The sequence below is a fragment of the Achromobacter agilis genome (assembly GCF_900496965.1).
In the GTDB taxonomy this organism is placed as follows: domain Bacteria; phylum Pseudomonadota; class Gammaproteobacteria; order Burkholderiales; family Burkholderiaceae_B; genus Achromobacter; species Achromobacter agilis.
The window spans coordinates 111,285-133,408 of sequence record NZ_UFQB01000010.1; the positions used below are offsets into that span (position 1 = coordinate 111,285).

Consider the following 22,124-nt stretch of genomic DNA (forward strand, 5'->3'; position numbering starts at 1 on the left):
GGCGCCATGAGCGGACCGCTATCCCGGTACCGAGAGAAACGCGACTTCACCGGCACCCGCGAACCCGCGGGCAAGGCGCCCAAGGCCCGCGCCGGCACCGCGCTGTCCTTCGTGGTCCAGCGTCACGAGGCCCGTGCCCTGCATTACGATTTCCGGCTGGAGCTCGATGGCGTGCTGGTGAGCTGGGCGGTGCCCAAGGGGCCGAGCCGCGATCCGGATGTGAAGCGCCTGGCGATCAGGGTGGAGGATCATCCGGTCGAATACGGAAAATTCGAAGGCGACATTCCGAAGGGCCACTATGGCGCGGGGCATGTGGACATCTGGGACTGCGGAACCTGGACGCCGGATGGCGACCCCAGGCACGGGCTCGCCCGGGGCCATCTGCGCTTTACCCTGAACGGCGGTACCCTCAAAGGCGCCTGGGCATTGCTGCGGCTGGGCAAGGAAGGCAAGCAATGGCTGCTGCGCAAGCTGGATGACGGCGCCATCGTGGAAGGCGACGACGCCGAGGCCCCCGCGAGCCAGGCGGCGGGCCGTCGCGCGCCGCTGCCGGCGACCCTGGAGCCGCAACTCGCCACCCTGGTCGACGCCCCGCCGCAAGGCCCCGGCTGGTCGTATGAGGTCAAGTACGACGGCTATCGCATTCTGTGCCGCTTCAAGCAGGGACGCGCTCGCCTCGTCAGCCGCAACGGCAAGGACTGGACCGGCCGCATGGCGGTCCTGGCGCAGGCCTTGAGCGCGCTGGACCTGCCCGACGGCTGGATGGACGGCGAAGTGGTTTGCCTGGACGAACGCGGCGTCTCCGATTTCCAGCTGTTGCAGAACGCCCTGGACGGCCGGACCGCCGAGCTGTCCTTCATGGCGTTCGACCTGCCCTACTGGGACGGCGCCGATCTGCGCGCCCTGCCCTTGTCCGAGCGGCAGTCGCGGCTGGAAGCGGTGCTGGCCGCTATGCCCGAAGCCGGCCCCTTGCTGATGACCCAGCGCCTCGAAGTAGCCGACGGCACCGAAGGCCGCGCGGCCTGGTCCGAGGCCTGCCGGCTGAGCCTGGAAGGGCTGATCTGCAAGCGCCTCGATTCGCGCTACACCGCGGGCCGCGGCACCGCCTGGCTGAAACTCAAGTGCCGGCCCCGGCAGGAATACGTGATCGGCGGCTACACCGCGCCCGGCGGTTCGCGCAAGCACTTCGGCGCGCTGCTGGTGGGCCTGCGCAAAGGCAGGAAACTGGAATACGCGGGCCGGGTCGGCACGGGCTTCAGCGCCGCCACCCTGTCATCGCTCCACAAAAAACTGAGCGCGCTGGAAACCGATGCCAGCCCCTTCGACGCCGAACTGCCGGGCCCCGGCCGCGATGGCCGGAGCGCGGGCGGGATCCATTGGGTCAAGCCGCAGCTGGTCGCGGAAATCCACTATGCCAGCCTGACCCGGGACAAGCTGCTGCGCCAGGCATCGTTCGTCGGGCTGCGCGACGACAAGCCCGCCAGCGAAGTCAGCGGCGAGGCGGCCGTGGCGCCGGCCGATTCGGACGCCACCGCGAACGGCAAGGTGGGCAAAACGCGCATCACCCACCCCGCGCGCGTGATCATCCATGACCCCGACACCACCAAGCTCGACCTGGCGCGCTACTACGAATCGGCCGGCCGCCTGATCCTGCCGCACCTGCAAGGCCGGCGCATTGCGCTGCTACGCTGTCCGGATGGCACCGATGCCACGTGCTTTTTCCAGAAGCACATCAGCGGCCAGTTGCCCGAGGGTCTGGAACGCGACGGCGAACACCTGCTGATCCGCTCTGTCGAGGGCGTGCTCGCGCTGGTGCAGCGCGGCGTGATCGAATTCCATACTTGGGGTGGCCGGGCTCCCCATCCCGATGAGCCCGACCGCATCACCATCGACCTCGATCCGGGCCCGGACGTGCCGTGGAAGGCTGTGGCCGAAGGCGCGCAACTGGCGCGCGGGCTGATGCGGGAAATCGGCCTCGCGCCGTTTCTCAAGACCACCGGCGGCAAAGGCCTGCACCTGGTCGCACCGATCCGTCCGACCCAGCCCTGGGAAACCGTCAAGGGCCTGGCGCACGCCCTGGCCGACGAGCTGGCCCGGGTCATTCCGGAACGCTTCACGTCCAATATGTCCAAGGCGCGCCGCCGGGGACGCATCTTCGTCGACTACTTGCGCAACGGCAATGGCGCCACGGCCATTGCGGCGTATTCCGCCCGGGCGCGCGCCGGCGCCCCGGTGTCCATGCCGGTCGGTTGGGATGCCCTGGAATCGGGCCGCGACCTGCGCGGCGCGGCCTACAACATCCGCAACGCGATGGACCTTGCACAGGAGTTGGGCGACCCATGGCGCGGCTACGAGGCCGCGCGCAGGACGGTGGGGCCGCGCATGCTGAAGAAGCTGGGGCGATAAGGCGGCCGCATGGCTGCGCCGTCCACGGCCTGCCCGCCCGCGCTTGCCGCTACTTCTCCGGCACGATCAGGGCGGGCGCCTCGCGGGAGGCCGGCGACACCGCCGGTGCCTCGCCCTTCACGGGGGGCTGTAATTTATCCGGACCGGCCGGCGTGCCGCGCTGGAGCACGCGGCTCATGGCCAGGTGCTCCGCCACGGTCGGCAAGGACCGCACGGCGAAATCCCGCACTTGCGGATCCTCGGATTGCCGGGCCGCCGTCTCGAACAGGCGATTGGCGTTGACGTGCGCATCCACCGCGGCCTTCTTCACATACACGACGTCGAAATCGGGGCCCTTCCTGCCGCGCAGTGCTTCCAACGTGCCGCGGTCCGGCTCGGACGGGCGGTCGGGCAGCGTCACCTGTTTCTGCAAAGCCAGCGTCTTGATGTCGCCGTTCATGGCGCGATGCTGCTCCAGCATCTTCGCCGCGTAGGCCTTGATTTCGCTGCTGTCGGCGCGTTGTTGCGCCAGCTGCGCGGCTTCCATCTCGAACAGCCCGGCGCCGGCCGCCGCCTGCAGAAAGCGCGCGTCCGCTTCGGCCAGGCCCTGCGCGTACGCGGGCCCTGGGGCGGCCGCCAGCGCCAACAACAACACCGCCGCCGCGCCGCGCATCCATAAGGTCTTGCTCATACTGGTCTCCTGGCGCCGTCACTGCGCCGGCGCTGCGTACATCTCACCCCGCCAGCGACGGCGTGTCCGCGCGCCGCGGCGGGGTCAAGGGATCGAAATCCTCCCACTTGCCGTCCAGCCAGCGGCCCTGCGCCCGTTCGATGTCGCGGCCCCCGGCCTGGCTCAGCACCGTTCTCGCCAGCGCATCGCGCTCGGGAGACACATGCAGGGCCAGCATCACGCCGGCCTGGCGCAGATCCGGATGCACGTCCGGGGCTGGCGGCACGCCGGGCTGCGCGCGGCGTCCCCTGCCGATCACCCACAGGGCGCCGGCGAGCGCGCCCAGATAAGCGCCGACGCCGGCGGCGGCGATCACCAGCAGGATGGAAGCCGCCAGGCGCGCCGCGATCAAGCCGCCCAGGAGCGCGAAGAGCAGGCCCAGCGCCGACGCGCCGGCCACGGCGCCGAAGTGTCCGCCTCGCGCGTCGGGATCCGCCGCGCGATCCCCGCCTATCGGGAAGCGCGCGTGTTCGCCCGCCGTGTTGAGGTAGAAAGTATGGATGTCGTCTTCGGTGAATCCTTCCGCGAAAAGCCTGCGCGCGGCCTCGGCGGCTTGGTCGAAGGTGTCGAACCTGGCTGCGACAATCAAGGACATGGGGGATCTCCGGTGCATGGATGGCATACCGGAAGCCGCAGCAATTGCCATACCCGGGATCGGCACGCCGCTTGCCGCGAAGGTCGAAGCCCGCCACCAGGACAGCACCATGGCGATCCCGTCGCGCCCCGCCGGGCTGCCGTGGCTGGACTGGCCGCCCTACTTCCCGCCCGGGCGCTTTCCCGGGTACTGGCCCCCTTCCTCGTACTCCGGCCCTTTTTCGTTGGGCTTCCTGTCCGAGGCGCGCCCGGGAGGCGGCGGCTTGCCGAAGGCTGGCTTGTCCGCCCCGAACTGGCCGCTGCGGCGCGCGGCTTCGGCTTCGTCCTGCGGGGTATTGGCCTGCGATCCCGTGTCGGGTTTCTTGTCGTTGCTCATGCTCGTCTCCCGTTAGTTCCCGCGTGGAGGCCCCGGCCGCGGAGCAGGCTCGCCCGGCAGCACATAGCCAGCCGCGGCGTACTCTTCCAGGCGGTTGTATAGCGTCTTGGGGCTGATGCCCAGCATCGCCGCCGTCTGCTTTTTCACGCCGTTGCAGCGCTCCAGCGTGGCCAGGATGAGCCGCCGGTCGGCTTCCGCCAGGGTTTCGCCTACCGGCACACTCACCTGCCCGTCTTCCGCCGCGCCGGAAGGCGATATCTGCGGCACCAGCATGTCGGCGTCCAGCACGTCTGCGTCCGCCATGATGAAGGCGCGCCGCACGAAGTTCTTCAGTTCCCGCACGTTGCCCGGCCAGTCGTACTGTTTCAGCACCGCCAGCGCCCGCGGCGAAAAATCCTTGCGCTTGCCGGACTCCTGGTTCTGCGCGGCCAGGAAGCGCTGCGCCAGGAGCGCGATGTCGTCGCCGCGTTCGCGCAGCGGCGGCAATTCCACGGGGAAGACGCTCAGCCGGTAGTACAGGTCCTCGCGCAGCTTGCCTTCCCGCACCGCCTGCTCGGGATTGCGGTTGGTGGCGGCAATGATGCGGATATCGCAGGCAATCTCGCGGTTGGTGCCCACCCGCATGAACTGGCCCGTTTCCAGCACGCGCAACAGTTTTACCTGCAGATCCGGCGGCATCTCGGTCACTTCGTCCAGGAACAGGGTGCCGCCATCGGCGCGTTCGAAGTAGCCCTTGTGCTGGCGGTCGGCGCCCGTAAAGCTGCCGCGCTCGTGGCCGAACATCTCGCTTTCGATCAGGTTCGGCGAAATGGCCCCGCAATTGACCGCGATGAACGGCCGCTGCCGCCGCGGGCTGAGTTCATGGATGGCATGCGCCGCCAGTTCCTTGCCCGTGCCGCTTTCGCCGATCACCAGCGCGGTGACGCTGGTGGGCGCGACGCGCCCGATCTGGCGGTAGAGCTCGAGCATGCGCGCGGACGCGCCATACATCCTTCCGAAGCGCCCCGGCTCTTCGAACGGCGCGCCGGGCGTTTCCTCGCCCGCGCTGGCCGCGATGCGCGCAAGGATCTCGTTCAGGCGCTCCATGCAGATGGGTTTGACGAGATAGTCCGTAGCGCCCAGCCGCAATGCCTGCACGGCATTGTCCACGGTCCCGTGGCCGGTCATCACCACGACTTCCGCGCTGGCGGCCGCGGCGTTCTTGAAGATGTCCATGCCGCTGCCTTCCGGCAGGCGGACGTCGGTCAGGACCAGGTCGGGCACCTGCCGTTCGAGCTGGATCAACGCGTCCTTGATGCTTGCCGCCAACGCCACCGAAAAGCCGCGGTCGCGGCCGATCTCGGCCAGGGTCTCCCGTATCGCGGCGTCATCATCGACGATCAGCAGATGAGGCATGCTCTGCTCCTTGTTGGGCCACGGTTCAGCATAGCGGCTCGTGCGGCGGGGTAGGCAACTATTCGATGCTTTCCAACAATGTTTTCGAATACTTGCAACTCGTCGCATGCGATGCCTCGGGGTCCCGTACGATACTTTTACAGCTGCGGCCCGGCCGGGCCAAGGAATCAGCATGGCAAATCGCACCCTCAATACCGGACGCGACGCCGCACCCGCGCCCTTCACCGTCCTCATGGACGCCACCGGCCTGTCACCCGCGATGCAAAAGCTGGGCGCCCAGCTGAAGCTGGCGGCGGCGACGGATGCCAGCGTCTTCATCGTGGGTGAAAGCGGAACCGGCAAGGAAGTCGTCGCGCGCGCGATCCACGAGGCAAGCGAACGCAGCGACCAGCCGTTCGTGGCGGTGAATTGCGGCGCCATCAACGGCACGCTGGCGCACGCGGAACTGTTCGGCCATGAAAAAGGAAGTTTCACCGGCGCGGTTTCGCAGAACGCCGGGTACTTCGAATATGCCAGCGGCGGCACGCTGTTCCTCGACGAAGTGACCGAGATGACGCCGGATATGCAGGTCCATTTCCTGCGGGTGCTGGAAACCGGCACATACCAGCGCGTCGGCGGCTCCGACCTCCTGCGGGCCAACGTCCGCGTCATTTGCGCCAGCAACCGCGATCCGGCCGCGTCGGTTGCGGACGGCCGGCTGCGGCAGGACTTCCTGCATCGGCTTCTCGTCATCCCGCTGCGCGTGCCGCCGCTGCGCGAACGCGAGAACGACGCGCTGGTGCTGGCGCACCAGTTCCTGGATACCCTTAACCGCGAGAACGGCACCGGCAAGACGTTTGCCCCGCGCATGCTGGAGGCCATGGCCCTGCATGATTGGCCGGGCAATGTCCGCGAACTGCGCAATGCTGTGCAGCGCGCGTACATCATGGCGGATGACGAACTGGACGCCGTCATGCTTGCACGGGGACGTAGCGAACGGCGCGCCGAAATGCGCGAGGGCGCGCTGAACCTCCCTATCGGCACGCCATTGCTGCGGGCGCAACGCGAATTCATCCTCGCTACGCTGGCGCACTACGCGGGCGACAAGCGGATGGCCGCCGAAGCCCTGGGCGTGAGCCTGAAAACCCTCTACAACCGGCTGGACGCCTACGACAAAGACGCAACGGACGAGGCAGGCGGCTGAGCAATTCTTACCGCGCGCTTTGTAAGACCGGCGCAGCGCCACGCGCGCGCCTCCTGCCCCTGCCCGGCGGGGCCGATTGGCACGCTTCTTGCATGTATTCCCAGGGAGTGCGCCGCCAGCCGGCGGCCCTGTCCGGAGATTCGCTTGGGCTACCCTACGCAAGAATTGCGCCTGCGCCAGCAGATGACGCTGGCGCCCCGCCTGCAGCAGTCCGTCAAGCTGTTGCAGATGTCCGCGCTTGAATTCACCACCGCGGTCGAGCATGCGCTGGCGACCAATCCGTTCCTCGAAGACGCCGATGAACAGGATGCCGAACAGCCCGCCGCCGTGCTGTCTCCGATTCCCGATGCGCAGGCCCGCCATGAAGCGGCCCGGTCCGAAACGCCCGCGCCCGCCGCGGATAGCGAGGCGCCTCCGCCCGACGCGCCCACCTACTCTGGCGACTATCCCACCCGCGCGCCGGGCGATGGCGGCGCAGACCAGGCCCAATGGGCCTGTGCCTCGCTCTCGATGCGCCAGCTTCTGTCGCAGGAACTGGGCAATTATCCTCTCGGGCCGCGCGACCGCGTTCTGGCGGAATTCATCATCGATGCGCTGGACGACGACGGCTATCTGCGCACGCCGCTCTCCAGCCTGTGCGATGCCGCGCGCCCGGAACTGGACCCGGTCCCTGACGAGTCCGAATGGATGACCGCGCTGCACCTCGTGCAGCAATTGGATGCGCCCGGCCTGGCGGCGCGCGATCTGCCCGAATGCCTGACCTTGCAGCTTTCCGCCGCGGCCGGTGTGCCGCCCGAGATCCGTGCGCTGGCGCTGCGCATTGCGCGCGAACATCTGCAGCGGCTGGCAAAGCACGATTGCGCCGGGCTGCGGCGCGTGCTCGATTGCACGGAGGATGCCCTGCGCGCAGCCTGCGCGCTGATCCGCAGCCTGGACCCCAAGCCCGGCGGGCGCTACAGCGCCGATGCGCCCGTGTATGTGATTCCCGACGTGTTCGTGGACAAGTGGCAGGCGCGCTGGCGCGTGCTGCCCAACCGCAGCGCCATGCCACAGGCCCGGCTGCACCGCACCTATGCCGACCTGTTCCGGCGCGCGCGGCTGGACGACCGCAGCCCCATGGCCCAGGAACTGCAGGAAGCCCGCTGGCTGGTGCGCAACGTCGAGCAGCGCTACACCACCATACAACGCGTGGCCGAGGCGATCGTCAAGCGCCAGCAGACCTTCTTCGAATACGGCGACGTCGCTTTGCGGCCGCTGATGCTGCGCGAGGTGGCGGACGATCTGGATATGCATGAGTCCACCGTGTCCCGCGCCACCGTAGGCAAGTACATGGTGACACCCCGCGGTGTCTTCGAGTTCCGCCATTTCTTTTCGCGCGAACTGGCCACCGAATCGGGCGGTTCCTGCTCGGCGGCGGCGGTGCGCGCCTTGATCAAGGAAATGGTCGACGCCGAGGACCCGTCGATGCCGCTGTCGGATGTGGCGCTGACCCAGCAGCTTGCGGCCACGGGCATTCTGCTGGCGCGCCGCACGGTATCGAAATATCGCGGCCAATTGCGGGTGCCGCCCGCCGAACTGCGGCGGCAGCACTAGGGGGCCGGCCCAGGCTTGCCTTCCGCTTCCAGCATGCGCTGAACGCGCTCCCCCAACACATCGAGCGAGAACGGCTTGACGATCAACTCGATGCCGGGATCCAGGACGTCGCGGCCCCGCGCGGCATTCCCGGCGTAGCCCGTCATCAGCAGCACTTTCAAGCCGGGATAGGCCGCCCTCGCCGCGTCCGCCAGCTGCCGGCCGTTCATGCCGGGCAGGCCCACGTCCGTCACCAGCAAGTCGATGTCGCGCGTGGACAGCGCCAGTTCCAGCCCCGCCTGGCCGTCCGCGGCGGTAAGCACCTGCAGCCCCCGCTCCGCGAGGCATTCGTGCACCATGTCGCGCACGTTCGCGTCGTCTTCCACCACGACCACCACCGCCTGGCGCATCATGCCGCGCACGGGCTCCGCGGGCGGCTGATGCGCCGTCGCCTGTTCCATCGCGCCTTCGTAGCGAGGCAGGTACAACCTTACCTTGGTGCCCGCGTCCGGCGCGCTCTCCAGGGTAGCCACGCCTCCGGCCTGTTTGGCGAAACCGTAGATCATGGACAGCCCGAGACCCGTTCCCTCACCCTGCGGCTTTGTCGTGTAGAACGGATCGAACGCGTGGGCCAGGACGTCGGGCTCCATGCCGCAGCCCACGTCCGACACGCACACTTCGACGAACGCCCCGGGCGGCAAGTCCGTCACCAGGCGCAGGGACGGATCATCCGCCTGCGCGTTGCGCGCCGCGATGGTCAGCACCCCGCCCTCCGGCATGGCGTCGCGCGCGTTGATCACCAAGTTAAGCATCGCGCTTTCGAACTGATTCTTGTCGCAGCACACGGTCCACAGGCCGGACTCCAAGTCGAACGCCAGCCGGACCCGCTCTCCGGTGTAGCGGCGAAACAGGTCGGCCATGGACTGCAGCGCAGACGCTACGCTGAACGGCTTGGGATCGATCGGCTGGCGGCGCGAAAAGGTCAGCAGGCGCTGCGTCAGATGCGCCGCCCGATTCGCCGAATCCATCGCCACCGCGACAAAGCGCAGGGCCTGGCCGGGCGCGCCCGCCGCGAGCTTGCGCTCGATCAGGTAGAGAGCGCCGGAGACCCCCTGGAGCATGTTGTTGAAGTCATGCGCGATGCCGCCGGTCAGGCGCCCTACCGCCTCCATTTTCTGGGACTGCCGCAGGGCGTTCTCGGTTTCGCGCAAGGCCTCGGCCTGCGCCTTCAGATCGGTGTCGTCCCGGCCCGTCATGTACAGATTGTCTTGCGACGAGGACATGCTCCACGTCATCCAGCAATACCCGCCGTCACGCTTGAGCACCCGGTTCTCCAGATGCCGCACAACCTGCTGGGGCTCGTCGCTGGCGCCGCGCGTCCACGCCGCCAGCGTGGCGGCCAGGTCGTCCGGGTGTATCAATTCCGGCAGGCTCATCGTCAGGAACCGTTCCGGGCTCCAGCCCAGGATGGGCCGGACCGCAGGATTGACGCTCACGAAACGCCCCTTCCGGTCGACCACGGCCAGCAGTTCGGGCGACAGCCGCCAAATGCGGTCCCGTTCGGCGATCGCGGCCTCTACGCGCTGTTCCAGAATGCGCGCGTACTGCGAACGTTCGACCGCATTGCACATGTGCTCGGCCACGTCCTCGATGAAGGCGATGTCGCCATGCTTGAGCCGACTGCCTGCCTGCGGCCGCACCAAAATGGCGCCGCCCGGCCTTCCCCAGCGGCGCAACGGAACCACGATCGCCCACGGCCGGACATCGCCCTCGGCCTGGGCCAGGAAGGGTTGCAGATACGCGGTGCGTCCGCTGTCGAGGGCGGCATCGTACTCATCGCCAAGCCGCTCCAGCACCAGGGACGGTTCGCAATCCCGGTCCGCGCCGAAGTTCCAGCACATGGACAGCGCGGGCCGGGCGTCCTCGCTTGCCCTGTCCAGCACGGCGACCATTCCCAGCGCCAGGTGCTGGCCCAGCCCTTCGCAGGCGGCCTGCTCGATCGCCGCCTGCAGGTGCAATTCCCGCATCCGGTCGCCCAGCGCCGACAGGACGTTCTTGCGGTGCTGGCCTTCCCACAACTCGGCTTCCGCGATCTTGCGCGCCGTCACGTCCAGAAAGATCGTCATGATGCGGTCCGGCCCATCCTTGCGCACCCGCGCTTCGTACCAGGCCTCCTTGGGCGCCGGGGCGGTGAATTCGAACCTGGCCGGCTCGCCCGTCTCCACGACCCGAGCGAATGAATCCATGATCTGTCCGCGTACGCCCGGAATCATCTCGCGCAGGGTATGGCCAAGCGTATCCCCTTCCTTCATTCCGGTTTGCTGTTCGAAAGCCGGATTCACCTCCAGGAAGCGGAAGTCGACGATGCGGCCGTCCTCGTCGCGCAAGGCTTCGCTGAGAAAGAGCGCCTCCTGCATCCCTTCGAACATGCCGCGCCACCGCTCGTTGCTCTGGCGCAGCGCGGACTCGGTCAAGTGGCGTTCGATGGCCAGCGCAGCGCTGCGCGTCACCAGCGCAATCGCGTCGATATCGTGCGCCGAGGGGGAGCGGACGGTGCTGTAGTAGTTGGAGAAAACCCCCAGCAGCCTGCCGTCGGGCGCCTTGATCGGCGTGGACCAGCAAGCCCTCAGGCCATGCGCCAGCGCCAGGTCGCGCCATGGCTCCCAGTTGGGGCTGGACGCGATGTCTTCGACGTAGACCGGGCATCCGGTATGGGCCGCGGCTCCCCAGGACGCCACGGCAGGCCCGATAAATGCCCGGTCCACCGCCGCGTTATAGGCCTCCGGCAAGCTGGGCGCCGCGCCGTGCAGCAGGCACACGCCTGCCTCGTCCACCAGGGCGATCGAGGCCCGCAGTTCGACGCTGGACTGCGCTTCGATGGCGTGCAGCACATGCTCCAGGACCTGCGCCAACGGTACGCCGGCGGCAATGCGCTCCAACATGATGCGCTCGTCTTCCAGACGGGCCAGCGTATCCGTCCAGGGAAGCGCGACGCGGTCTCGCTTCGTCAGCATTTCGGCCCCCTTACCAGAACGACTGTATTGCGGGGGCCGGCCTCGTGCCGAAACGCTAGGTAACCTGACGCAACGTTTCCCGCTCCAGCCGCAGCGCGCTCAACGCCTCCGGCTTGTCGACCAGCACGCATTGCTTGCCGGTGCGGGCGCAGTGATCCTTCACGCGCCAGTAGGCGCCGTGGCTGACGCACCCCGTCTGGCAGATCACCAGGTCCGCTTCCACCAGGCTGGCCTCCAGCGCATCGGCATCCGCATCGCCGCCGCCGCTGTGGCCGAGATATCGGCCACCGGCCATTTCGACCATCTTGCGCGTCAGCGCGAGCGCCATGGCGTCCTCGCCCACGCACAACACCGATTTCCGGCGCAGCGCGATCGCCACGGGCGCCGGCGGCCGTCCGGACGGCTCGTTGCCGGGCGGTTCGGCTCCGCGCGCGCCGCCGCTACGCCCTTGCCAGGCCAGCCGTTCGCGCATCAGCGCCTGCACCCGCTCCATCAACTGCGTCACGGTGCGCGCCAGCGCGATGCGCTTGGGCAGCCCCGGAATGGAGACCTCCAGCGCCTTGCGGTCCTCGCGCGCCCAGGCCAGCGCCGTGTCGCGCACGATGACGGCGGCACGCAACTGCATCGCCTCTGTCTCCAGATAACGGATCCGCGCCGCCTGCGCGGCCAGCAGGCGGCTGCAATGTGATTGGGCCTGCCCGTAGGCGGCAAGCAGCGCGGCATGCTCGCGCCTCAGGTCGTGGCTGTCGGAGGAAGAAGGATGCATCGCGGCCCTCGAATCGGGAATGGAAACGGCGCGCCCCGCGCGCCTGGCCAACTGCAATAGTAAATGAGACTTACTATCTTTATTGCGATATCCCTACCCGCCGCATGGCACCGGGAAATCCACTAATGACGTCATCCGATCGCTTAAATATGATCGACAATCGGCACGCTGGCGCGCGCGTCAGGGATATTCCATGCCAAAGTCCACCGAACTCCTCCGCGACATCCACGAAACCAATCTGATGTACCTGCTGCTGTTGCAGCGCCTGGCGCGCGAGGGCAATACCCCGGCCCTGGGTGGTACGCCTGTCTCGGAACAGGCCTGCCGCTGGTTGGCCGGCCAAGGGCGCGAAGCGCTGGTCAAACTGGCGCAATCGAGCGTCCTGCTGGCACGGCTGGACCTGCCTCCGCACCTGCTGCTGTCCGCCTTGAGCCAAGGCCTGGATACCCCCCTCGCCGGCAGCCAGCCGGCCCCAGCCGCAGCCCCGGCCCGGTCTTGAGGCGGGCTCGCCGCCGCCATGCCTGCTGCTTCAATTCATGAAGCGCGCCCCACGGCCGCGGCGGCCGCGACGCGGCCCGTGCGCCAGTACAGCGCGGCGCTGATCGCCAGCGCCAACACCAGCAGCCCGCCCGTCATTTCCGCCACGCCGCGCCAGGCGCCGGCCGTCCAGAATTGGCCCCCCAGCGCGCCCAGGACACTCGATCCCACGTAGTACACCAGCAGGTAGAGCGAGGCCGCCAGCGCCTTGTAGCCGCGCGCCATCTGCCCTACCCAGCCGCTGGCCACCGCGTGGGCGGCGAAGAAGCCGAAAGTGAACACCACGATGCCCGCGATCAGGATGGGCAGCGACTCCGACAGTGTCAGCAGCAGCCCCGCGAGCGCCAGGCCCGTCGCCGCGCAAAGCATCGCGCCGCGGCCATGGCGATCCGCCAGCCGGCCGAAATAGGTCGACGCGAAAATCCCCACCAGATATACGACGAAGATGAAGCCGATGAAGGTCTGGCTCAAGGAAAACGGCGGCAACAGCAGGCGGAAGCCCACGTAGTTGTAGACGGTGACGAACGCGCCCATCAGCAGGCCGCCCAGGGCGAAGAGGCCGCAGAGCGGGCCGTTCTTCAGGTGGGCGCGGGCGCCGGCGCGCACGTCACCCCACACCCCTGCCCATCCCCTGCCCTGTTGCGGGACGAACCGGCGCGACGCGGGCAGCAGCCACACGAACAGCACGGCGGCCGCCATCCCCAGCACGCCCAGCGTGCCCAGCGCGGCGCGCCACCCGAAATGATCCGCCACCAGTCCGGTGATGACCCGCCCGGACAGGCCGCCAAAGGCGCTCCCGCTGATGTACAGCCCCATGGCGAATCCCAGGGTCTCGGGCTCGACCTCTTCCGCCAGGTAGGCCATGGCGACCGCCGGCACTCCGCCCATCGCCACGCCTTGCAGCGCGCGCAGCGCCAGCAGGCTGTGCCAGTCCGGCGCAAAGGCGGCCACCGTGCCCAGCACGGCGGAGGCGAACAGCGACAGCGCCATGACGCGCTTGCGCGGCAAAGATTGCGAAAAAAGGCCCACGAAGAAGATCGCCACCGCCAGCAAACCCGTGCACAGCGACAGGACCAGGCTGCTTTGCGCAGGTGACACGCCGAACGCGCCGGTGAAGAGCGGCATCAGCGGCTGCACGCAATACAACAGCGAAAAGGTGGAAAAGCCGGCCGCGAACAAGGCCCATTGGGCGCGGCGCAACCCGGGCGTGCCGCGGGCAGGGTAATGGGAGGAATCGGGGGAAGACGCAGCCGAAGGCACCGCCGGCGCGGCGGTTTCTGGCGAGGAACTGACTGGAGGGGTAGACATCTGAAATCTCGAAAGGCGCCGGGCAGCAGGCCTGTTCACACCGCAGGAGGCGTGGCAGAGGCCCTGACCCGCCCATTCAAGGTAGACTTTTCCGGTCCATATGTCCAATATATGAAACTGGTATCGACCATATTTAATAACGATAGCCCTCCATCGCCATGGAACTGCGCCACCTGCGTTACTTCACCGCTGTCGCGGAAGAGCTGCATTTCACCCGGGCCGCCACCAGGCTCGGCATCGGCCAGCCGCCCCTGAGCCAGCAGATCCAGCAGCTCGAGCGCGAAATCGGCACGCCGCTCTTCCTGCGGCTGCCGCGCGGCATCGCGTTGACCGAAGCGGGCACGCAATTCCTTGAAGACGCGCGCGCCATCCTGGCCAGCGCCGACCGCGCCGTGGACACTGCGCGCCGTCTGGGGCGCGGCGAACGCGGCGCAATCACCGTGGGTTTCACCGCCTCGGCCGTTTTCCATCCCTATCTGCCGCGCGCCATCCGCGCCTACCGCGACCGGTACCCGGGCGTGCGCGTCACCCTTACCGAAAGCAATACCATTTCCCTGCTGCGCGGCCTGCGGGCCGGCGACGTGGACGTGGCCTTCGTGCGCCCGCCCTACATGCTGGACCCGGAGTTCGAATCCGAACGCGTGCTGGACGAACCCATGCTGGTCGCCCTGCCCCCCGATCATCCCTTGAGCCGCAAGCGCGCCATACCGATGGCTGCGCTTGCGGACGAGGACTTCGTGCTGTATCCGCGGCCCATCGGCGCCGGCCTCTACGACGCCATCCAGTCCGCCTGCCAGCGGGCCGGATTCCTGCCGCGGGTGATTCAGGAAGCGCCGCAAATGGCGTCCATCGTGAGCCTGGTCGCCGCCGGGGTCGGCATATCCGTGGTGCCGGCCGCCATGCGGCACATGGGCGCGCAAGGCATCGAGTACCGGCCCATCAAGGGCGATGCCCCGCACGCGCTGCTGGACATGGCCTACCGCCGCCACGACCGGTCGATCGCCGCAGGCAACGCCGTGGACATGCTGCGCGAACTGGCGCATCCCGAGGCCTGATGCCCGCCGAGCGGCGCCCGGCAACGCCCTCCCGTATCGCCCTGTCGCGTTTGATACCTTCTGTAAACCTGCCGTCCGGACGGCAATGTACATTGGCGCGCTTGGCGAGCCGGCCCCGGTTCCGGCGGCGCCCCGACCCTCCAACCTGCCCTGAAAGGTGACCCTGTGCGACGTACCCTCCTGGCCTTGGCCCTTGCGACGATTCCCGGCCTGGGCGCGGCCGCCGGCCTGGCCTCTTCCATCGGCGCCGTGACCGTCTACCAGGACCGCGCCGTGGTGACCCGCGCCGCCAGCAGCGAATTGCCGGCCGGCGAACACGAGCTGGTGCTGGAAAAACTGCCCGCATCCCTGCAGGAGAACTCCCTGCAGGTGTCCGCCAAGAGCACCGGCCAGGCGACGCTGCTGGATGTGAAGGTGCGCGACGCCTATCAGGCCGACACCCCGAACGAACGCGTCAAGCAGCTGGAAGAACAGCTGCGCGGGCTGGAAGGCCGGCAGGCGCTGCTGGACGATGAAGCCACCGTGCTGGACAACCAGCGCGAGCTGGTGCTGATGATGCAGCGCGGCGCCACCGAACCCGCCAAGGATGGCGCGCGCCTGACGCTGGACGAGTTGAAAGCCATCCAGTCGCTGAGCGCGGACACGCTGTCCAAGACGCTCGCCGGCCTGCGCCGGGTCGCCGAGCAGAAGGCCGCCCTGGATCGCGACATCGCCGCGCTCCAGAACGAGCTGGGCCAGCTGCAGAACGCGCTCGGCCGCCGCACCAAGACAGTGACGCTGCGCGTGAACCTGGCCCGCGCGGGCAAGCTCGACCTGAACCTGTCCTACGCCGTCGCTGGCGCGCGCTGGACGCCCGCCTACGACGCGCGCCTGCGCTTGGCGGACCGCAGCGTGGAGCTGGGCTACTTCGGCGTCATCCGCCAGAACACGGGCGAAGACTGGAACAACGTCAAGCTCACGCTGTCCACCGCCCGGCCCGCGCTGGGCGGCGGCGCGCCCACGCTCCGGCCCTGGATCATCGACGTGGCGGCGCCGCCGCCTCCGCCCCGTCCCGCCGCCGCGCCCGTGGCCAAGATGCAGGCCGAAGTCGCGGCCGAACGCCGCGCGCGAAGCAGCCCGGCTTTCGCGGGCGGGGCGCTCGACGCGGCCCAACCCGAGCCCGAGGCCATCGCGGTGTCCACCGCCCAGGTGCAGAACGAAGCCACCAGCGCCTCGTTCCAGATCAAGAACCCCGCCACCCTGCTATCCGACAATGCCTCGCAGCGCGTGGCCATCACGACCGCCAAGCTGCCGGCCACGCTCCAGTACCAGGCCACGCCCGCGCTGCGCGAAGCGGTCTACCTGACCGCGCAGGCCAGCAACAACACGGACTTCCCTCTGCTGGCCGGCCCGCTGAATACGTTCCTGGACGACGCCTTCGTCGCCTCCAGCAACCTGAAGGCGGTAATGCCGGGCGAGAAGGTCGAACTGGCGATGGGCGCGGACGAGGGAATCTCGATCAAGCGCCAGCTGGTGAACCGCTACACCGAGAGCACGGGCTTTTCGGGCAGCGGCAAGCGCGTGACTTACGAGTACAAGATCACCGTGAAGAACAACAAGGCGACCAAGGAACAAGTGTCCTTCAAGGACCGCCTGCCCGTGTCGCGCAACGAGAAGATCGTGGTCAAGCTGCTGTCGCCCGCCGACCGCGAGATCAAGCGCGAAGACGACGGCAAGCTCGCCTGGGACTGGGAAATGGAGCCGGGCAAGTCCCGCGAAACCGTGTTGAAGTTCTCTGTCGAATATCCCGGCGACATCGAGGTGTCGGGCCTTTGAGGCCCGGCGCCTGGGCAACGCCTAGCTTGAGGCGGGCGCAAGCGCTAGCGCATCTGGAAGGCTTCCTGGTGGAAGAGTTCGCTCACCGGCATGCCGCGCCGGTGCAGCCCGTCCTTGAGCGCGTCCGCGAATCCCATCGGCCCGCAGAACCACACGCTGGGCCAGGGCGCGCCGGGCTTGTGGTCCGCCGCCAGTTCGGCCGCCGTCAGCGGCCGCTCGGTATCGCTATAGCGCACATGCAGCGTCACCTTCGGCACGCGGGCGCACAGCGCTTCGAGCCGCTCGGCGAACGGGGCATCATCGGCGTTGCGGGCGCAGTAGTACAGCGTGGCCAGCGGCGCGCTCTCGGGCTGCGACTGCAGCGATTCCATCCATGAAATGAAGGGCGTGACGCCGATGCCGGCGGCCACCCAGATCTGCGGGCGCCCGTCGCCGCGCTGGAAGTCGAAACAGCCGTAAGGCCCTTCGATCGTCACCGCCTGCCCCACCGCCAGGCTCTTCTGCAGGCGCCGCGTGTAGTCGCCCAGCGCCTTGATGGAAAACTCCACCCGTCCCGTGCCGTCATCCGCGCCCGACACCGTGAACGGATGCGCGCCTTCGCGGCGGTCGGCGGTCAGGAAGGCGAACTGCCCGGCGCGATGATGCCAGTTGCCCTCCACCCTGCAGGTCAGCGACAGGATGTCGTCCGAAAGCGGGTTGATGGACAGCACCTGGCCCTTGTAGCGCCGTCCGCGCCCAATGCTGCCGGTCAGCGCCATCAGGGCGCAGACGCCGCCCAGGGCCGTACAGGCACCCACCAGCCAGCCTGCCGGCTGCGACCACCAGGCCGCCGGCGTCAGCACCACACCGTGGAAGGCGACCACCAGGAAAATGACGGCGGAAATGCGGTGGACCTGGCGCCAGATGTGATACGGGAAGCGGCGCCAGAGCGTCAGTAGCACCAGGGCCGCCAGGATCCACACCGCCCATTCGCCGATGTCCTTGGCCGAGCCCCGGAACGCGTCGAGCAAGGCGGCCGTGCGCGGCGTCTTGGCCACGGGGTCGAACATGGCCAGCAGCACCGGCTTGCCTATCTTGATCAGGTAATGCGCCGCCGCCAGCACGGTGGCCAGGATGCCGCTCCATTTGTGCAGGCGGTACATCTGGTCCAGCCCATCAAGCCGCCTTTCCAGCCACATCGGGCGCACCGCCAGCAGCATGATCAGAGCCATCAGCGCATAGGCGCTCAGGCCCGTCAGCAGGATAAGCTGGTCGCGCGCGGTCCAGATATTGAGTTGCGCCGGCGGCTGGGCCCAGTAGGCGCCGGCCCACGCCAGCAGGGAAATCAATAGAACTGCCACCAGGATGCGTCGCATCGATTCATCACTCCATCTCGAACCGGCGGCCCCGCCAACTGGCCAGGCCGCCATGGATCAATGGTAGTTCCGCCGCGCATGGCGCTTGGCCGCGCCCGGCCGCCCGCTTGATCCGGGTCAATTTCCCGCGGAATCGAAACCGCCTGGAATCGCCCGGCAAGCGCCAGGATACCCGATGCCCCGGGCCCGGGTTCAGTGTTGGCGGCAGAAGTCGATGAAGGCGTCGGGCTCGAGCGGCACGGAAATGCCGTAGCCTTGCGCCACGTCGCAACCCAGCTCGCGCAGCAGCTGCACGTCGCGTTCGTGCTCGACGCCTTCGGCCACCACGCGGCGGCCGAGCACCCGCCCCATCTCGATCGCGGCGGCCACGACCGCGCGCGAAGCGGGCTCGCGGTGCATGTGCACGATGAAGTCGCGGTCTATCTTGAGCTCGGTGAACGGCATGGCCGAGAACAGGCGCATGGAAGCGATGCCCGCCCCGAAATCGTCCATCGCCAGTTCGAAGCCCCGCACCCGCAGCAGGTTCAGGACCGACGACAGGGCCAGCCAGTCGGTAACGGGCTCGTCCTCCGTCAGTTCGACCTTGACCAGCCGGGCCGGAAGCCCCGCCAGCCCGACGCGCTGTTCCAGCAGCCCCGGCAGGTCGCGCGTGCACAAGGTGGAGGCGGAGGCATTGATGGCGATGGGCACGGCGATGTCCTCGCCGTGCATGCGTTTAAGGACGTCGATCACGCGGTCCGTCACGCGGCTGAACAGCATGCGGTCCAGGCCCAGCCGGTGCGCGGCGGGCACGAAGTCCGCCGCCGAGATGATGCCCAGCTCCGGATGCTCCCAGCGCGACAGCGCCTCGGCCGCCAGCACGCGGCCCGTGGACAGGCTCATCTGCGGTTGCAGCACCACGCTCATGCCCGCGCCGGTGATCAGCGCGTGGCCGAGCGCCACCTCCATTACGTCGCGCCGCACGGCGTTCTGCCGCGGCGATGCCGCATCGTCTTCATCGACGCTGCGCAACGCGGCCTTGATCGCCTGCTGCATCGCCGTGCGCGATACCGGCTTGGACAGCGCCTGCGCGGAGGGGCACCCCGCCTGCAGGGCGAGGCGCACGTGCGACTGCAGCAGTTCATCGCTGAGGCTGCTGATCCAGATGATGGGCGGCATGCTCTTCAGCCGGCCGGCGTCCACCAGGCGCCGCAGCTCGTTGGGCAGGCGCGTGCCGTCGCCCTCGCCCATGACGATGTCGCTGACGACCACGTCGTAGAACTGGCGCGCCAGCGCGCTGATGGCCTCGGTGCTGCTGCCCAAGCCCGCGACCCGCCGGTAACCAAGCGCCAAAAGCAGGTTCTGCAGGTAGGCGCGTTCGACGGGATGGTCCTCCACCAGGAGAATCCGTCGGGTCGCGCCGGCGTTGGTCTTAGGCATCGTCTACCGTCCTAGTCATATAGGGCGGGCCCTTGCAGGCGGCCGCGGGAACTCTGTCACCACAATGCTAAGGCATCCGTGCGGCGCCTGTCCTTATCGCTAACGGGTTAATGCAGCAACATCGCCGATAGGCGTAGAAATGGCGTTATCAGCCGGACGGAGGCAACCGGCTGTCGCTGGGCGGCTCCCGCGGTGCGATAATGGCCGTCTTTCCCGCATCCACGGCACGGAGCTTCCCTTGACCCGCATTGACGATCCCCTGCACGACCGCGAGGTCGGCGCGGCCGACTCCACCCAGGACAACACTCGCACGGACGACACCCGCATCAGCGCGGTGCGGCCCCTGATTTCGCCCGCTCTCCTGCAAGACGAACTGCCTGTGTCCACCGAGATCCAGACGCTGGTCGAGTACAGCCGCGCTGAAATCGCCGACGTGCTGCACGGCCGCGACGACCGCCTGGTGCTGGTGGTGGGCCCCTGCTCCATCCACGACCATGGCCAGGCCATGGAATACGCCCGCCAGCTGCGCACCGCCGCCGACCAGCACAAGCAGGACCTGCTGATCGTCATGCGCGTCTACTTCGAGAAGCCCCGCACCACCGTTGGCTGGAAGGGCTACATCAACGACCCGCGGCTGGATGGCAGTTTCCGCATCAACGAAGGCCTGCGCCGCGCGCGCGAACTGCTGCTCGACATCAGCGGCCTGGGCCTGCCCATCGCCACTGAATTCCTGGACCTGCTCAGCCCGCAATACATCGCGGACCTGATCTCCTGGGGCGCTATCGGCGCGCGCACCACCGAAAGCCCCAGCCACCGCCAGCTCAGTTCCGGCCTGAGCTGTCCGCTCGGCTTCAAGAACGGCACCGACGGCGGCGTGCAGATCGCCGCCGACGCCATGGTCGCCGCCAGCGCCAAGCACGCCTTCATGGGCATGACCAAAATGGGCATGGCCGCCATTTTTGAAACCCGCGGCAACCAGGACACCCACGTCATCCTGCGCGGCGGCAAGCAAGGCCCGAACTACGACGCCGCCAGCGTCGACGCCTGCTGCGCCGCGCTGCGCAAGGCGGGCCAGCGCGAACAGGTCATGATCGACTGCTCGCACGCCAATTCGAACAAGTCGCACCTGCGGCAGGTCGACGTGGCCAACGACATCGCGGCCCAGCTCGCCCAGGGCGACGCCCGCATCACCGGCGTCATGATCGAAAGCCATCTCGAGGAAGGCCGCCAGGACCTCAAAGCCGGGGAACCCCTGCGCCACGGCGTGTCCATTACAGACGCCTGCCTGGGCTGGTCGCAGACCGCGCCGGTGCTGGACACGCTGGCGCAGGCCGTGCGCCGCCGCCGCGAAAAAGCGGCATCCGCCGCTCAGGCGTAACGATCCGCGCGGTAAGGCGCCGGATCCATGTCCGGCGCCTCGCCCGTGACCAGGCAGGCCAGCAGCTTGCCCGTCACCGGGCCCAGCGTGAAGCCGTGATGCGCGTGCCCGAACGCTAGCCACAGGCCGGGATGGCGCGGCGCCGGCCCGATCACGGGCCGCATGTCCGGCATGCACGGCCGGCACCCCATCCACGGCTCCCGCTCGACCGCCTCGCCCAGGGGCAGAAGCTGCGCGGCCAGCGCGCGCGTGCGCTGGATCTGGATAGGTGAAGGCGGCGCGTCGCGGGACGCGAACTCCGCGCCGGTCGTGAGGCGCACGCCCAGCGTCATGGGCGTCACGACGAACCCGCTCTCGATATCCGCCACCGGATGCGACAAGCTGGCACCGTCCTCCAGCGCGAAATGCTGGTGATAGCCCCGTTTGACCGCCATCGGGATGCGGTAGCCCAGCGGCCGCAGCACGTCCGGCGACCAGGGCCCGAGCGCCACGACCACGTCGCGGGCCTCGATCGTTGCGCCATCGCCCTGCACCCGCCAGCCCTTGCCCTCGCGCAGCAGGCTGCGCGCGTCGCCTTGCGCCAACACCCCGCCGCGCGCCACGAACAGCGCGGCATAGCCCTTCGTCACCGCGCCCGGGTCCGATACGTTGACCGGATCCAGCCAGTGCACCGCGCCCGCCATGCGCGAAGACAGCGACGGCTCCAGGGCCGCCAGCGCCTGCCGGTCCAGCACGCGGTAGTCCAGGCCATACGGTGCCAGCGCCTGCGCCTCGGCGATAGCCTGCGCCAGGCCGGCTTCGGTGCGGACGCCGTCGATCCAGCCGTTGCGGCGGAACAGATGGGCAATGCCCGCGTCGTCCTTGAGCGCGTCGTGCTCGGCCACGCTGCGTTCGATCAGGGGCAGCATCGCTTCGGCGGCCCGAGCCAGGCGCTCCGGCGCGGAATGCCACCAATACCGCAACAGCCAAGGCGCGATCCGCGGCAGGAAGCGCGGGTGATAACTGACGTCCGGCGTGTTGTTCCTGGCGTAGCGCCACAGGCTGCGCCAGTTGCGCGGAAACGCATAGGGGATCACGCTGGCCCGTTCGATCAGCCCCGCGTTCCCATAACTGGTTTCCTCGCCCGGGGCGCGCCGGTCCAGCAGCACGACCGAACGGCCGCGCCCAACGAGATGGAGCGCCGTGCTGACGCCCACGATGCCCGCTCCGAGAACCACAACGTCTGTTTTCATGCGCGGCATT

The 22,124-nt window shown here is 68.4% G+C and carries 17 protein-coding genes; 7 read left to right on the forward strand and 10 right to left on the reverse strand.

Going from position 1 to position 22,124, the window contains the following annotated elements:
* Nucleotides 1–6 precede the first annotated feature (6 nt).
* Nucleotides 7–2,406, forward strand: coding sequence for a DNA ligase D (gene ligD / locus AGI3411_RS14040; RefSeq protein WP_129527974.1), 2,400 nt, complete (start codon nt 7–9; stop codon nt 2,404–2,406).
* 49 nt (nt 2,407–2,455) lie between these two features.
* On the opposite strand, the gene AGI3411_RS14045 is transcribed toward ligD, so the two are convergent.
* From AGI3411_RS14045 to AGI3411_RS14060, 4 genes are all read right to left on the reverse strand, one after another.
* Complete coding sequence (locus AGI3411_RS14045; protein WP_129527975.1) at nt 2,456–3,076, reverse strand: DUF4142 domain-containing protein; 621 nt, start codon at nt 3,074–3,076, stop codon at nt 2,456–2,458.
* Nucleotides 3,077–3,119: 43 nt separating this feature from the next.
* Nucleotides 3,120–3,710 carry a hypothetical protein gene (locus tag AGI3411_RS14050; protein WP_129527976.1) on the reverse strand — a complete coding sequence of 197 codons (591 nt, stop codon included), beginning with the start codon at nt 3,708–3,710 and terminating at the stop codon, nt 3,120–3,122.
* Nucleotides 3,711–3,869: 159 nt separating this feature from the next.
* A complete protein-coding gene (locus AGI3411_RS14055; RefSeq protein ID WP_129527977.1) occupies nt 3,870–4,085 on the reverse strand; it encodes a hypothetical protein in 216 nt (71 codons plus the stop codon).
* Between the two features lie 12 nt (nt 4,086–4,097).
* Nucleotides 4,098–5,480, reverse strand: a complete 1,383-nt coding sequence (locus AGI3411_RS14060) for a sigma-54-dependent transcriptional regulator (RefSeq protein ID WP_129527978.1) — start codon at nt 5,478–5,480, stop codon at nt 4,098–4,100.
* Nucleotides 5,481–5,712: 232 nt separating this feature from the next.
* Here AGI3411_RS14060 and AGI3411_RS14065 point away from each other — a divergent pair, with 232 nt between their 5' ends.
* Both AGI3411_RS14065 and AGI3411_RS14070 read left to right on the forward strand, forming a co-directional pair.
* The gene (locus tag AGI3411_RS14065; protein ID WP_279638350.1) at nt 5,713–6,663 is read left to right on the forward strand and encodes a sigma-54 interaction domain-containing protein; all 951 of its coding nucleotides are present in this window, start codon (nt 5,713–5,715) and stop codon (nt 6,661–6,663) included.
* A gap of 144 nt (nt 6,664–6,807) precedes the next feature.
* Nucleotides 6,808–8,256: an RNA polymerase factor sigma-54 gene (locus AGI3411_RS14070; RefSeq protein WP_129527980.1), complete on the forward strand. Its 1,449-nt coding sequence runs from the start codon at nt 6,808–6,810 to the stop codon at nt 8,254–8,256.
* On the opposite strand, the gene AGI3411_RS14075 is transcribed toward AGI3411_RS14070, so the two are convergent.
* Entirely contained in the window at nt 8,253–11,249 is a 2,997-nt protein-coding gene (locus AGI3411_RS14075) for a PAS domain S-box protein (RefSeq protein ID WP_129527981.1), read from the reverse strand. The two genes, AGI3411_RS14070 and AGI3411_RS14075, sit on opposite strands and share 4 nt — an antisense overlap.
* Before the next feature lie 55 nt (nt 11,250–11,304).
* Nucleotides 11,305–12,015: a DUF2325 domain-containing protein gene (locus tag AGI3411_RS14080; RefSeq protein ID WP_129527982.1), complete on the reverse strand. Its 711-nt coding sequence runs from the start codon at nt 12,013–12,015 to the stop codon at nt 11,305–11,307.
* 193 nt (nt 12,016–12,208) lie between these two features.
* Here AGI3411_RS14080 and AGI3411_RS14085 point away from each other — a divergent pair, with 193 nt between their 5' ends.
* Nucleotides 12,209–12,514 carry a flagellar transcriptional regulator FlhD gene (locus AGI3411_RS14085; RefSeq protein WP_129527983.1) on the forward strand — a complete coding sequence of 102 codons (306 nt, stop codon included), beginning with the start codon at nt 12,209–12,211 and terminating at the stop codon, nt 12,512–12,514.
* Nucleotides 12,515–12,549: 35 nt separating this feature from the next.
* Here AGI3411_RS14085 and AGI3411_RS14090 read toward each other — a convergent pair whose 3' ends face one another.
* Entirely contained in the window at nt 12,550–13,860 is a 1,311-nt protein-coding gene (locus tag AGI3411_RS14090; RefSeq protein WP_129527984.1) for an MFS transporter, read from the reverse strand.
* A gap of 158 nt (nt 13,861–14,018) precedes the next feature.
* Here AGI3411_RS14090 and AGI3411_RS14095 point away from each other — a divergent pair, with 158 nt between their 5' ends.
* Together AGI3411_RS14095 and AGI3411_RS14100 are read left to right on the forward strand one after the other, a co-directional pair.
* On the forward strand, nt 14,019–14,915 hold the full coding sequence (locus tag AGI3411_RS14095; RefSeq protein WP_129527985.1) for a LysR family transcriptional regulator: 897 nt from the start codon (nt 14,019–14,021) through the stop codon (nt 14,913–14,915).
* A 165-nt stretch (nt 14,916–15,080) separates the two neighbouring features.
* The gene (locus AGI3411_RS14100) at nt 15,081–16,730 is read left to right on the forward strand and encodes a mucoidy inhibitor MuiA family protein (RefSeq protein WP_244240353.1); all 1,650 of its coding nucleotides are present in this window, start codon (nt 15,081–15,083) and stop codon (nt 16,728–16,730) included.
* A gap of 44 nt (nt 16,731–16,774) precedes the next feature.
* On the opposite strand, the gene AGI3411_RS14105 is transcribed toward AGI3411_RS14100, so the two are convergent.
* On the reverse strand, nt 16,775–18,085 hold the full coding sequence (locus tag AGI3411_RS14105) for a ferredoxin reductase family protein (RefSeq protein WP_129527986.1): 1,311 nt from the start codon (nt 18,083–18,085) through the stop codon (nt 16,775–16,777).
* A 192-nt stretch (nt 18,086–18,277) separates the two neighbouring features.
* Nucleotides 18,278–19,504, reverse strand: coding sequence for an EAL domain-containing response regulator (locus AGI3411_RS14110; RefSeq protein ID WP_129527987.1), 1,227 nt, complete (start codon nt 19,502–19,504; stop codon nt 18,278–18,280).
* A 238-nt stretch (nt 19,505–19,742) separates the two neighbouring features.
* Between AGI3411_RS14110 and AGI3411_RS14115 the strand changes: the two genes are divergently transcribed.
* Nucleotides 19,743–20,882 carry a 3-deoxy-7-phosphoheptulonate synthase gene (locus AGI3411_RS14115; protein WP_129527988.1) on the forward strand — a complete coding sequence of 380 codons (1,140 nt, stop codon included), beginning with the start codon at nt 19,743–19,745 and terminating at the stop codon, nt 20,880–20,882.
* Here the strand turns inward: AGI3411_RS14115 and AGI3411_RS14120 are convergent.
* On the reverse strand, nt 20,873–22,114 hold the full coding sequence (locus AGI3411_RS14120) for an NAD(P)/FAD-dependent oxidoreductase (protein WP_129527989.1): 1,242 nt from the start codon (nt 22,112–22,114) through the stop codon (nt 20,873–20,875). The genes AGI3411_RS14115 and AGI3411_RS14120 overlap by 10 nt on opposite strands.
* Nucleotides 22,115–22,124: the final 10 nt, after the last annotated feature.

Coding starts and splice junctions, on each gene's coding strand:
- AGI3411_RS14080 (WP_129527982.1), bottom strand. CDS start 12,015: ATGCATCCTTCTTCCTCCGACAGCCACGACCTGAGGCGCGAGCATGCC.
- AGI3411_RS14060 (WP_129527978.1), bottom strand. CDS start 5,480: ATGCCTCATCTGCTGATCGTCGATGATGACGCCGCGATACGGGAGACC.
- ligD (WP_129527974.1), top strand. CDS start 7: ATGAGCGGACCGCTATCCCGGTACCGAGAGAAACGCGACTTCACCGGC.
- AGI3411_RS14065 (WP_279638350.1), top strand. CDS start 5,713: ATGGACGCCACCGGCCTGTCACCCGCGATGCAAAAGCTGGGCGCCCAG.
- AGI3411_RS14105 (WP_129527986.1), bottom strand. CDS start 18,085: ATGCGACGCATCCTGGTGGCAGTTCTATTGATTTCCCTGCTGGCGTGG.
- AGI3411_RS14045 (WP_129527975.1), bottom strand. CDS start 3,076: ATGAGCAAGACCTTATGGATGCGCGGCGCGGCGGCGGTGTTGTTGTTG.
- AGI3411_RS14055 (WP_129527977.1), bottom strand. CDS start 4,085: ATGAGCAACGACAAGAAACCCGACACGGGATCGCAGGCCAATACCCCG.
- AGI3411_RS14090 (WP_129527984.1), bottom strand. CDS start 13,860: ATGTCTACCCCTCCAGTCAGTTCCTCGCCAGAAACCGCCGCGCCGGCG.
- AGI3411_RS14095 (WP_129527985.1), top strand. CDS start 14,019: ATGGAACTGCGCCACCTGCGTTACTTCACCGCTGTCGCGGAAGAGCTG.
- AGI3411_RS14120 (WP_129527989.1), bottom strand. CDS start 22,114: ATGAAAACAGACGTTGTGGTTCTCGGAGCGGGCATCGTGGGCGTCAGC.
- AGI3411_RS14085 (WP_129527983.1), top strand. CDS start 12,209: ATGCCAAAGTCCACCGAACTCCTCCGCGACATCCACGAAACCAATCTG.
- AGI3411_RS14050 (WP_129527976.1), bottom strand. CDS start 3,710: ATGTCCTTGATTGTCGCAGCCAGGTTCGACACCTTCGACCAAGCCGCC.
- AGI3411_RS14110 (WP_129527987.1), bottom strand. CDS start 19,504: ATGCCTAAGACCAACGCCGGCGCGACCCGACGGATTCTCCTGGTGGAG.
- AGI3411_RS14075 (WP_129527981.1), bottom strand. CDS start 11,249: ATGCTGACGAAGCGAGACCGCGTCGCGCTTCCCTGGACGGATACGCTG.